Raw genomic sequence first — 12,955 nt, 5'->3', positions numbered from 1 at the left:
AAAAAGCCAGCGAGACAGTGTCCTACAGAGAGCTCCGACAAAAAACAGGCATTAGCGCAACCGACACACTGAAGCGCAAAAAACCAGTCATTCCATCACTTTATTCCCACTCCAACATCAGCCCGCTCAAGCGCTTGACCTTGCGTCGCACTGCCTCTTCGAATATTCCAGCGCGAGGCTCGATCAGGCTGAACCATTGCTTGGCCCGGGTGATGGCGGTGTACACCAGCTCCTTGGTCAGCACCGGGTTCAGTGCGTCCGGAAGAATCAATGCCGTGTGGGTAAATTCCGAGCCTTGGGATTTGTGCACGGTCATGGCGAACACGGTTTCCACATCATTCAATCGACTGGGGAGCACAAAACGCACGCCACCTCGGCCGTCGTTACGAGGGAAGGCGACACGCAGCACCTGTTTTCCCGCATCGGGTCCGTCACGCTCAGGCAACTTGAGGGCAATACCGATATCGCCATTCATCAATCCCAGTCCGTAATCGTTGCGCGTCATCAATACCGGACGCCCTTCATACCAGAGCTGGTCATTGTCGATCAGGCGCGCCTTGAGCAGCGCCGCAGTGATCCGCTGGTTCAATCCTTCGACACCCCACGGGCCTTTGCGTACCGTGCAGAGCAATTGGAACTCGTCGAACGCCGACAAGACCTCACGGGCCCAATCAGCCCAGCAGTCGTCCTCCAGCGGACGGGACGCCGTCGGGCGTCGTTGCCGCAAGACACTCAGGTAATGCCGGTATCCCTGCGGCCCTGACGCCTGGCCGTCCAGCAGCAAACGTTCAAACGCAGCATCGTGTTCACCTTTCAAGGCCAACGCGGACAAATCGGAATATTTGCCCTCCCGCAACAACTCACGGGCCTGCTCCGGCTGTTGCCCGTTGACCCTGCGAGCCAACTGGCCTATACCGCTGCCCTCGCCGAAACGCCGGGAATGCCTGAGCATGACCACTTGCTGGGCCAAGGGATGGGTGCCGTCCAGATCCTGTTTCAGATCGCTAGCCATCAGGTCCTCGCCGCTGACGGATTCCAGCCAGGCCCGGGTCTGCGGGCTATACCAGGCCTCTTCGGCATCCCGGCACAAATCGCCGAGTACCGCGCCGGCTTCTACCGAAGCCAACTGGTCTTTGTCCCCCAGCAATACCAAACGCGCGTGAGGCGGCAGCGCATCCAGCAGATTGGCCATCATCTCCAGATCGATCATCGATGCTTCATCGACGACCAGCACATCCAGTGGCAGTCGGTTGCCTGCGTGGTGACGAAAATGGCGAGTGCCGGGACGACTGCCCAGCAGGCGATGGACCGTGGTGACTTCGCAGGGAATGCGTTCACGCACGGCATCGGTGACATCCAGCGTGCGAACCTGTTGGCTGATGGACTCGGTCAGGCGCGCCGCCGCCTTACCGGTGGGCGCGGCCAGGCGAATGCGCAGCGGTTTCCCTGCTTCGACCGCGGGTGCCTGCAGCAAGGCGAGCAGACGCACGACCGTGGTGGTCTTGCCCGTACCCGGGCCGCCCGTGACGATACTGAACGCGCTCCGAGTCGCCAGCGCGCACGCCAGTTTCTGCCAGTCGATCGGACCTGTCCCGCGGGCCGGCCCGAACAAACCGGACAAGCGCGCTCCAAGGTCATCGGGGACCGCGCCGTGATCGGCCAGTCGTTGACGCAGCGCGCCATCGATTCGCCGCTCGTAACCCCAGTAACGACGCAGATAGAGACGTTTACCAGCGAGTACCATCGGTCGTTGCCGCACCTGCTCACTATCGTCACCGGCCAGAGCCACCAGCGGGCTGCAAGCCAGTACCTTGCACCAGCCGGCACCGTCCAGCGTCTGCAATATTTGCGATGGCAGCAACATCACGCCCGCCTGCAGGTCGCCCTCCGGCGGCAACGACAATGCGAAATCCGGTTCCTTGAGCGTTTCGAACAGATCCAGACAGACATGCCCATGGCCCAACTGATGGCTTGTGAGTGCGGCGGCAAGCAATACCAGCGGGTCGTCATCCGGGCACAACTCATGGAGGAACAAGACGAACGCCTTGTCCAGGGCCCGCAACCAACCGCGCTCCACCCAGCGGGTCAACAGCAGCAAGAGGTCATCCACTTCGCTCAAGGGCGCCAGGCCCCTCAGGCTCTCGTCTTCGGATGGCTTGGGAAGCAGATCGGCAAAAGAACGACTCATAACAATTCCCCCTGCACCCAAGCAGGTTCTGCCTTGGGTTCTGGCGCGCCTTGGAACAGGCGATCCAGTTGCTCTATCAAGGCGCGTGCAGGCTTGCTGAAGTAGACACCCTGGCTGGCTGCGCGCGTGCCGCGAAGGAATATATACAACGCGCCGCCGACATGCCGGTCGTAGTCATAATCGGGCAAACGCGCCTTGAGCTGGCGATGCAAGGCCAACAGGTACAGCACGTATTGCAAGTCATAGCGGTTGTCCAGGATCGATTGCTCCATGGCCGGCCTGGTATAGGCAGCGTCGTCCATTCCCAGCCAATTGGATTTGTAGTCGGCCACGTAATACCGGCCGTCGTGCTCGAAGGCCAGGTCGATAAACCCTTTGAACATACCATTGAGCAATACGGGTTCCGCAGTGACACGATCCGCACCGTCATGGGTGAAGCGGCAAACCAGGTCATCAAGCTTGAGCACATCGACCTTGTGACTGGCGAACCAGAATTCCATTTCCACTTGGAACCGGGTCAAGTGTCCCAGCACCACCGGCGGCTGGCCATCACCAATCTGCAAAGGCGTCTGGGTCAGGTGCAGCAACCAGTCGCCCAGCGTATTGATCCAGCCGTTCCAACCCCGACGGTTGCAGCGTCGGGCAACGGCATCCTCGATGATGGCTGGCTCTGTTGGAAACCCTTCGCCGGCGGCCCACTCCAGGAGGCCGTGCAGGAAGGTGCCAGGGTGAGGGCCGCGGGGAAAGCGGTGGATGTCACCGCCGGCAGCCACGGTTTCCCGTGGAGCGTCCGGATCGAGTCGCTCATCATCGAACAATTTCTGGGCCTGAGGGTCTTCCGGCGAGGTGTCGCCGCCGGCGTTGAGGCTTTCGCCAAAACGCAAGGCGCTATAGGACGCAATCCACCAGTTCTCGCTGGCTTTGCGCAGCGCAAGCAAGGGTTGCAGAAGGACCGCGTCGTTGCGTGCGGGTCGATAGCGCTCGTCGTTGGCCGGCGGCATATCCTGGCAGTTCACCGCCTGGCTGCCTTGCTGCAGGTCTTCCAACCAGCGCCTCAGTTCCACCGACTCGTTCAGCGCCGCACCACCACCCAGCAGGTAGCCCAGGGCAGACAAATGCAGGATCGAGCGGTTGTTACTGCCGCGCTTGAGGTCGGCAACTCCCAGCCAGCAGGTGTGCTGGGCCCGGGTGAGCGCCACATACAAAAGACGCAGATCCTCGGCCAGGCGCTCGTCATCGGCCTTGGCAACCAGTTCCGGGGTAGGCAAGAGACTGACCTGCGCCTGGCCGCGCTCATCGTGGTAATGCAGCGGCAATCGACTGCCATCCACCGGTTTCGTCGAGCATATGAATGGCAGGAACACCAAGGGGTATTCCAATCCCTTGGATTTATGAATCGTTACCACCTTGACCAATTGCTCATCGCTTTCGAGGCGCAGGATCTGCTCTTCTCCCGCCTGCCCGGTCAAGGCCAGATGCTCGGACAGATAACGAATCATGGCTTGCTCGCCATCCAGCTCGACTGCGGCCTGCTGCAACAACTCACAAAGGTGCAGCAGGTTGGTCAGTACCCGCTCGCCATCATCACGGGTCATCAAGGCCTGGGGCAATTTGAAATCGTGCAACAAGCGCCTCAGCATTGGCAGCACGCCTTGCGTGCGCCAGACCATCCGATAGCCACGGAACTGCATGACGCGACTTTCCCAAGCCAGTTCATCCTGGTTCAGGCGCTCGAGTTCCGTAAGCGGCAGATTCAACGTGATGCTTGCCAAGGCTGTCCGCAGCAGTCGCTCGACATCCGGCTCGGCGCACGCCTTGAGCCAAGTCAGCAAGTCACGCGCTTCCTGTGAAGCGAACACCGAGTCCTTGTCGGAAAGGTAGACGCTGCGCACGCCTCGTGCGGACAATTCGCCTCGCACGGCCTGCGCTTCCTTGCCATCGCGTACGAGGATGGCGATGTCGGCAGGCAGAATTCCACGAAGCAGTTTTCCATCTTGGAAAAAACCATCGCGCCCCGATTGGCCGCCGTTAAGCAGCGCTGTGATTTCACTGGCGCAGGCTCCCGCCATCTGCTGCCGATACACCGCACCGGAGACGGGTTGGTCGGAAGCCAAGTGCCAGATATTCAGGGCCGCCAAGGGCTGCCCCGCTACCTGCAATGACTCCTTGCGACCTTGGGACTCCACAGGCAGGAACGGCACCGGGTTGTCACCTGTTGCCTCGCGGAACAGGAACGCTCCCCGCCCTTGCTGACGCGCCTCGGCATGCTGGAAGACCTGATTCACCGCGCCGACCATGGCATGGCTGGAACGGAAGTTTGTCCCCAGCGTATGCAATCGGCCAGCGGTGGCTTCCCTGGCGCGCAGGTAGGTATAGATGTCCGCACCGCGAAACGCATAAATGGCCTGCTTCGGATCACCGATCAGGAATAGCCCGGTAGCCGGGTTGTTTTCTTCAATACGATAGATGCTTTCGAAGATCCGGTACTGGACCGGATCGGTGTCCTGGAATTCATCGATCAACGCCACCGGAAATTGCTCGCGAATCAGGCTCGCCAGCCGCTCCCCGCCTTCGGCCTGCAAAGCCGCGTCCAGGCGCAGCAGCATATCGTCGAAGCCCATTTCCGCCCGGCGACGCTTCTCCGCTTCGAAGCGTGTCCCGACCCATTGCGCGGCATGTTGCAATACTGCGGCGTCCGGGGTGGGCAAGGCGTCCAGGCTGGCCTTGAGCGCCGACATTGCATCCAGCCCCGGATGGCTGGGCACCTCGCCTTTCCATGCCTCGGCCATGCCCTCGGGCGTCAGCCGTGTGAAGCCGGTGCCAATGTCCAGCAGCTCAAGACTTTCGTCTTCCACCCAAGCAGTGATTTTCTGAAACCAGGGCTCGAAATAGCGAGCCTGCATCTTGCGTCCGTCAACGCTTTTATTGGCAACGCCTTGCTGGCAGATCTCCAGCAACTCCACGGCCCATTGTCGCCAAGGGGCCTTGAGGTCGAGCAATGCGGCGCTACGTTCCTGCAAGGACGCGGCAATCAGTTCGGCCGGCTCAATCCCCTGCGCCTCACCTCGAGAGCTGGAAAACAAACCCCTTACCCGGGGCAACAGAGCGGCAGGGCCGCCCCAGTGGGTTCGCACCCAGTTCAATGCTTCGCCTTGCATCGAGTAGCAGAACAGGCGCCAGTAATCCCGCAACACTTCCCCGAGCAATTCGCTGTGGTCGGTTTCCAAGGTCTGGGTAAACAGGCTGCCGCTGTCGAAGGCATGCTCGCGAAGCATTCGCTGGCACCAGCTATGGATAGTCGAAACGGCCGCTTCGTCCATCCATTGCGCGGCTATATCGAGCCGGCTCGCGCAGGCAGCCCACTGCTCCTGGCTAAACTCATCACGCAGCGAGGCGATCAACGAGTCCGGGGCGGGAATTTCGTTACGGAAAAAACGCGCCGCTTCCGCAAGGCGCGTGCGGATACGCTCGCGAAGCTCCTTGGTGGCGGCATCGGTAAAGGTCACCACCAGAATCTGCGGAGGGAGCAACTCGCGGTCAAACCGGGTCTGCGGATCGCCATGCCCTAACACCAGACGCAAATACAACGCAGAAATGGTAAAGGTCTTCCCGGTGCCGGCGCTGGCCTCGATCAATTGGCTGCCACGAAGCGGGAATGCCAGGGCCAAGGGAATCTGTCGACTCATGGATGCGCGTCCTCACTGACCAATGAGCGCCAAGGCGCGTCGAGCAGCGGCCGGTAAAGCGCATCACACCAGTCGGGAAACGTTTCGTCAGCCATCAGCGCATTGAAATCGGCGTATTGCCGAGCCAGGGCGGGGCTTTCCCGGCGCTCGCCCTCAAATGTCAGCCCATCGCCTTCATAGGCTTTGCGAGCCGCCGCCAGGGCTTTTTCCGGGTCGCTTTGGGCGAGCCAGGCGAACGCGGTCTTCACCGCAATAGGCAAAGGCTGGCGCATGCCGGTTTGCCAGGCTTGCAGCAAATCGCCCAGCATCTGTCGCGCCACCGCCTCTTCGAACGGGGCAAGCAACAAGCTGTCATCGCTGGCGACCAGTGCGGTAGTCATCGAAAGCCCGCTGGCACAAGCTACGAGATGATTGACCCAGGGCCGTATCAGTCGATGCCATTTGCGGGTCTTGGTAGAACCGATGCTGTTTGGGATCGAGGTGATTGCGAGAAACGAGCCATCGGCTCGCTGGTGCAGCCCGCTGAGCCATCCCTCTACACTGACATCGTGCAACCGCAGACTGACGGGTATGGCACTGGTCAGTGGAGTGGGCCATGAAGCCAGGAGTTGCTGGTAACGCTGGAGCAGGTCAGGCAATGGCTCGATCAGCTCGCGTTGCAGGCTTTCACCGAACCCCGCCATAGGTAACAGGCCACTGTTTTGCAACCTTTTGGCGTGCGCCGCCAATGCCAGGTCTGGTTGGTCAAGGCGAACAAGGGCAGCTTCGAGCAGGCTGTCGCTCAGGCTGTAGCGCTGCAGCGCATCGAGAACGAAAGGTTCGTCATCGGCCAGGGGGGCTTCGAACGCTTCGAAGAACACCTGGAGTCGCTGACTGAAGAAATGACGTACGGGGTTGCGCAAAAAATCCTGCAACTGACCGATCCCCAAGGGCTCTTCCTGGATATAGGGCTCCAACATTGCAGGCATTGCACCGTTCTCAGGGGGCTGGTGAAGCGCTCGCCATTCACTGGCATAGCTGAACAGCCCATCACCTTGATAAAAATAGCGAGCGCTAAATGGTTGCAACGGATGCTCTTGGGTCAATGCCCCAAGTAGATCCTCATCACCGTTTGCCAGCCGCCAACCGTTGGCGAGGTGATCGCGCAATTGGCCGATCAAGACCGATGCAGGCCGATCGCTGTTGTCACGAATGCTGCGACCCACCCAACTGATGTAGAGCTTCTCCCGAGCAGAAAGCAGCGCTTCCAATAGTAGATAGCGATCATCCTCGCGCCGGGAGCGATCGCCCGGCCGATAATCGCTACCCATGAGATCGAAATCCAACGGTGGTTGAGCTCGCGGGTAATCGCCGTCGTTCATACCCAGCAAACAAACCAGCTTGAAGGGGATCGCCCGCATCGGCATCAGCGTACAGAAATTGACCGCTCCGGCGAGGAAGCGTTGGGATAATTTGCCCTGGTCCAACCCGGCCAGCCAGGCTTCTCTGACTACCGTCAAAGGCAGTTCGTCATCCAGCCGGACCGAATCGCAGGTTTCCAGCCATGTTTCACGCAGATCCTCGAGTTGGGCCAGCAGATAATCGTCGTGCTCGTTGCTCGCCAGGAAGAATAATTGCATCAAGTCATGCAAACGCGCGCCCCAAATCCTGGGTGACGCTGGCTGGCTGAGCTCTTGGTGAGCAACTTCCAGCGCGTCCAGCAAAGCGACCAGCGGACCGATCAAAGCCGCATCGAGGCCGCCGATTTCGTCATAGGGCTCGATACCTTCGTAGGCGTCTGAATTGCCCACCGCATACCCCAGCAACATGCGCCGCAGACCGAAACGCCAGCTGTTCTGTTCAAGCTCCGCGGGCAACCCCAAGCCGGCGCGATGTACGGCACTCATCCCCCACCGAATGCCCGCGCCTTCGATCCAGCGGTGCAGGGTCGGCAAGTCAGCCTCATCAATACCAAACCGCTCGCGCAATGCGGGCACATCCAGCAGATCGAGGATCTCGCTGACCGGAAAGCGACTGTCCGGGAGCTTGAGCAAATGCTCGACGGCAATCAGTAGAGGGTCTCGACCTCGCTGGCCCTGGTCTGTCAGCGTGAATGGAATGAAACGTGGGTCAGCCCTGTCGAGCTGGCCGAACACGGCGCGAATATGCGGCGCATAGCTGTCGATATCCGGGACCATGACGATGATATCCCGGGGACGCAGGTTGAAATCCTTGCTGAAGTGGGCAAGCAGCTGGTCATGCAGGATCTCAACTTCACGCTGGGCGCTGTGGGCAACATGAAAACGGATCGACTGATCTTGTTCGGGATCGACGGCTGGCCACTGTTTTCGGGTTTCATCCAGGGGGCGTAACTCCAGGATGTCGTCCTGCAATTGGCTGAGAAGGGTCGTGGGATTGCCTTCGCTGAAGAGGTCGATCCGTCCCTCGCGAAATACCGAGCGATAGGTGGTTGGATCATCGTAGCTGTCGAGAAGGTTGATGTAGTCGCGCCCTTGCTTTCCCCAAGCGGCCAATAGCGGATGAGCATGTTGGTGCAAGGCTTGCGAATCAAGGACGTTTGGCATGCTGCTTTTGCGTGCCTGTCGTTTGTACTGATGACGAAGCAGGTCCTTGTCGGCGACGATGTCCGCCCAATGGTAACGACAGGGATTATGGACACACAGCAAAACCTGGCTGAACCGTGAAAGCCCGGCCAGGGCCTCAAGGGCTTGGGCTGGCAATGAAGAAATACCAAAGACTATTACGCGTGCCGGTAGGCCTTTTGGAGCGACCTCAAGGTTATTGATGCGCTCGAGGTAGCGCTGATGGACGCCTGCACGGCTTTGAGCCATGCCTGCCTCCCCCACATCCAGAAGCAGGGCTCGCCACAGCTCCGCTTGCCAACAATTTGCCGCCGCAAGCGGCTTTGTTTCGCCACGCACGCTCCTTGTCTGATGGCGTCCCTGCGCCCAATCTTCAAGCCAATCAGCTCGGTACACCTGGTACTGGTCGAAAAGATCAGCCAGACGCTCAGACAATTGGTATCGCTTGCGTAGATCAGCGTCGTGAGTGAGGAAACGTCGCAGGGGTTCGAAATGAGGTTGCTCAATCAGCTGAGGCAGCAGACGCATCAGCCTCCAGGTGAGGGGGGCCTTATCCAGCAAGGACTTGGCCGGGATCTCATTACGCCCGAGTACCATTCGATAGAGCTGCCACATGAAACTGCCCGGCAACTGCACCTCGATGGCCGCCGCGATACCGCAGCCGCCACTGTCGTCGTCTTCTGGGTCTTCAGCCAATGCCAGCTTCAGCCACTGGGCGATTCCGTTGCTTTGAACGAGGGCGATCTCATTTTCAAGAGGGCTTAGCGGATAACGTCGCATCAGACTGATAACCAGGCTGCGCAGCTCATCAAGGCGATTCCCGTGAACCACCATGAACGCAGGGCTAAGGGACGTCGCGTCCGGCATAAAGGCATCCTTGAAAAATGCAAAAGCTAGGGCGGAACCTTAGCACTGTCGGGGGGCTGTGACAGCCAGGAGCTGCCCGCACGTGTCGTAAGAACTTTCCTGCGGGCAAAACAAAACCCCTACCTGCATCAGCAGATAGGGGTTTCGGAATTTAATCTTGACGATGACCTACTCTCACATGGGGAAACCCCACACTACCATCGGCGATGCATCGTTTCACTGCTGAGTTCGGGATGGGATCAGGTGGTTCCAATGCTCTATGGTCGTCAAGAAATTCGGGTACTGAGTCGTGGCCTGACGGCCTCGCTTCAGCAAATTGGGTATGTGACAGCTTTCGGTGTTTTGTGAGCCTCGAACTTTCGGTTCATTTCGTCTTCACACACCGCAATCTGGCCTCTTTCGAGTCTACAGATTGCTTGGGTGTTATATGGTCAAGCCTCACGGGCAATTAGTACAGGTTAGCTCAACGCCTCACAGCGCTTACACACCCTGCCTATCAACGTCGTAGTCTTCGACGGCCCTTCAGGGAGCTCAAGGCTCCAGTGAGATCTCATCTTGAGGCAAGTTTCCCGCTTAGATGCTTTCAGCGGTTATCTTTTCCGAACATAGCTACCCGGCAATGCCACTGGCGTGACAACCGGAACACCAGAGGTTCGTCCACTCCGGTCCTCTCGTACTAGGAGCAGCCCCTCTCAAATCTCAAACGTCCACGGCAGATAGGGACCGAACTGTCTCACGACGTTCTAAACCCAGCTCGCGTACCACTTTAAATGGCGAACAGCCATACCCTTGGGACCGGCTTCAGCCCCAGGATGTGATGAGCCGACATCGAGGTGCCAAACACCGCCGTCGATATGAACTCTTGGGCGGTATCAGCCTGTTATCCCCGGAGTACCTTTTATCCGTTGAGCGATGGCCCTTCCATACAGAACCACCGGATCACTAAGACCTACTTTCGTACCTGCTCGACGTGTCTGTCTCGCAGTCAAGCGCGCTTTTGCCTTTATACTCTACGACCGATTTCCGACCGGTCTGAGCGCACCTTCGTACTCCTCCGTTACTCTTTAGGAGGAGACCGCCCCAGTCAAACTACCCACCATACACTGTCCTCGATCCGGATAACGGACCTGAGTTAGAACCTCAAAGTTGCCAGGGTGGTATTTCAAGGATGGCTCCACGCAGACTGGCGTCCACGCTTCAAAGCCTCCCACCTATCCTACACAAGCAAATTCAAAGTCCAGTGCAAAGCTATAGTAAAGGTTCACGGGGTCTTTCCGTCTAGCCGCGGATACACTGCATCTTCACAGCGATTTCAATTTCACTGAGTCTCGGGTGGAGACAGCGCCGCCATCGTTACGCCATTCGTGCAGGTCGGAACTTACCCGACAAGGAATTTCGCTACCTTAGGACCGTTATAGTTACGGCCGCCGTTTACCGGGGCTTCGATCAAGAGCTTCGCGTTAGCTAACCCCATCAATTAACCTTCCGGCACCGGGCAGGCGTCACACCCTATACGTCCACTTTCGTGTTTGCAGAGTGCTGTGTTTTTAATAAACAGTCGCAGCGGCCTGGTATCTTCGACCGGCGTGGGCTTACGCAGCAAGTGCTTCACCCTCACCGGCGCACCTTCTCCCGAAGTTACGGTGCCATTTTGCCTAGTTCCTTCACCCGAGTTCTCTCAAGCGCCTTGGTATTCTCTACCCAACCACCTGTGTCGGTTTGGGGTACGGTTCCTGGTTACCTGAAGCTTAGAAGCTTTTCTTGGAAGCATGGCATCAACCACTTCGTCACCCAAAGGGTAACTCGTCATCAGCTCTCGGCCTTGAAATCCCGGATTTACCTAAGATTCCAGCCTACCACCTTAAACTTGGACAACCAACGCCAAGCTGGCCTAGCCTTCTCCGTCCCTCCATCGCAATAACCAGAAGTACAGGAATATTAACCTGTTTTCCATCGACTACGCTTTTCAGCCTCGCCTTAGGGACCGACTAACCCTGCGTCGATTAACGTTGCGCAGGAAACCTTGGTCTTTCGGCGTGGGTGTTTTTCACACCCATTGTCGTTACTCATGTCAGCATTCGCACTTCTGATACCTCCAGCAAGCTTCTCAACTCACCTTCACAGGCTTACAGAACGCTCCTCTACCGCATCACTTACGTGATACCCGTAGCTTCGGTGTATGGTTTGAGCCCCGTTACATCTTCCGCGCAGGCCGACTCGACTAGTGAGCTATTACGCTTTCTTTAAAGGGTGGCTGCTTCTAAGCCAACCTCCTAGCTGTCTAAGCCTTCCCACATCGTTTCCCACTTAACCATAACTTTGGGACCTTAGCTGACGGTCTGGGTTGTTTCCCTTTTCACGACGGACGTTAGCACCCGCCGTGTGTCTCCCATGCTCGGCACTTGTAGGTATTCGGAGTTTGCATCGGTTTGGTAAGTCGGGATGACCCCCTAGCCGAAACAGTGCTCTACCCCCTACAGTGATACATGAGGCGCTACCTAAATAGCTTTCGAGGAGAACCAGCTATCTCCGAGCTTGATTAGCCTTTCACTCCGATCCACAGGTCATCCGCTAACTTTTCAACGGTAGTCGGTTCGGTCCTCCAGTCAGTGTTACCTAACCTTCAACCTGCCCATGGATAGATCGCCCGGTTTCGGGTCTATTCCCAGCGACTAGACGCCCTATTAAGACTCGCTTTCGCTACGCCTCCCCTATTCGGTTAAGCTCGCCACTGAAAATAAGTCGCTGACCCATTATACAAAAGGTACGCAGTCACCCAACAAAGTGGGCTCCCACTGCTTGTACGCATACGGTTTCAGGATCTATTTCACTCCCCTCTCCGGGGTTCTTTTCGCCTTTCCCTCACGGTACTAGTTCACTATCGGTCAGTCAGTAGTATTTAGCCTTGGAGGATGGTCCCCCCATATTCAGACAAAGTTTCTCGTGCTCCGTCCTACTCGATTTCACTTCTAAGATCCTTTCGCGTACAGGGCTATCACCCACTATGGCCGCACTTTCCAGAGCGTTCCGCTAAAATCAAAGAAGCTTAAGGGCTAGTCCCCGTTCGCTCGCCACTACTAAGGGAATCTCGGTTGATTTCTTTTCCTCAGGGTACTTAGATGTTTCAGTTCCCCTGGTTCGCCTCTTGCACCTATGTATTCAGTACAAGATAACCATCTTATGATGGCTGGGTTCCCCCATTCAGACATCTCCGGATCAAAGTCTGTTTGCCGACTCCCCGAAGCTTTTCGCAGGCTACCACGTCTTTCATCGCCTCTGACTGCCAAGGCATCCACCGTATGCGCTTCTTCACTTGACCATATAACCCCAAGCAATCTGGTTATACTGTGAAGACGACATTCGCCGAAAATTCGATTTGACTCCAAAGAGCCAATCACAAATTTTACCTTAGCCTGATCCGTTACCAGTGAAAGTAACGTTCAGTCTATCTTTCTATCACATACCCAAATTTTTAAAGAACGATCTAATCAAAAGACTAGAAATCAACATTCATCACCCTGTTGGTGGAATGCTCATTTCTAAGCTTTAAACGTTGGAACCAATCTGTAATGGTGGAGCCAAGCGGGATCGAACCGCTGACCTCCTGCGTGCAAGGCAGGCGCTCTCCCAGC

3 protein-coding genes, 1 tRNA gene and 2 rRNA genes (1 of these 6 cut by a window edge) are annotated in these 12,955 nt (G+C 57.5%); all 6 read right to left on the bottom strand.

The window, feature by feature from the left end:
* Positions 1 to 100: 100 nt before the first annotated feature.
* Entirely contained in the window at positions 101 to 2,188 is a 2,088-nt protein-coding gene (recD, locus tag J3P79_RS03645; RefSeq protein ID WP_434608241.1) for an exodeoxyribonuclease V subunit alpha, read from the bottom strand.
* On the bottom strand, positions 2,185 to 5,874 hold the full coding sequence (recB, locus tag J3P79_RS03640; protein ID WP_434608239.1) for an exodeoxyribonuclease V subunit beta: 3,690 nt from the start codon (positions 5,872 to 5,874) through the stop codon (positions 2,185 to 2,187). The genes recD and recB overlap by 4 nt, the downstream gene beginning before the upstream one ends.
* Positions 5,871 to 9,323, bottom strand: coding sequence for an exodeoxyribonuclease V subunit gamma (gene recC, locus J3P79_RS03635; protein ID WP_434608236.1), 3,453 nt, complete (start codon positions 9,321 to 9,323; stop codon positions 5,871 to 5,873). The genes recB and recC overlap by 4 nt, the downstream gene beginning before the upstream one ends.
* 155 nt (positions 9,324 to 9,478) lie before the next feature.
* Positions 9,479 to 9,594 (bottom strand): 5S ribosomal RNA (gene rrf / locus J3P79_RS03630).
* Positions 9,595 to 9,750: 156 nt separating this feature from the next.
* A 23S ribosomal RNA gene (locus tag J3P79_RS03625) occupies positions 9,751 to 12,642 on the bottom strand.
* Between the two features lie 251 nt (positions 12,643 to 12,893).
* Positions 12,894 to 12,955: transfer RNA gene (locus J3P79_RS03620), tRNA-Ala, on the bottom strand; it runs 14 nt beyond the window's last position.

The sequence above is a fragment of the Pseudomonas sp. R1-7 genome (assembly GCF_051132105.1).
In the GTDB taxonomy this organism is placed as follows: domain Bacteria; phylum Pseudomonadota; class Gammaproteobacteria; order Pseudomonadales; family Pseudomonadaceae; genus Aquipseudomonas.
This window is presented reverse-complemented; position numbering and strand designations above follow the sequence as displayed.

Excerpts from the sequence above, each read along its gene's own strand:
- recD (WP_434608241.1), bottom strand. The coding sequence starts at position 2,188 with ATGAGTCGTTCTTTTGCCGATCTGCTTCCCAAGCCATCCGAAGACGAG.
- recB (WP_434608239.1), bottom strand. The coding sequence starts at position 5,874 with ATGAGTCGACAGATTCCCTTGGCCCTGGCATTCCCGCTTCGTGGCAGC.
- recC (WP_434608236.1), bottom strand. The coding sequence starts at position 9,323 with ATGCCGGACGCGACGTCCCTTAGCCCTGCGTTCATGGTGGTTCACGGG.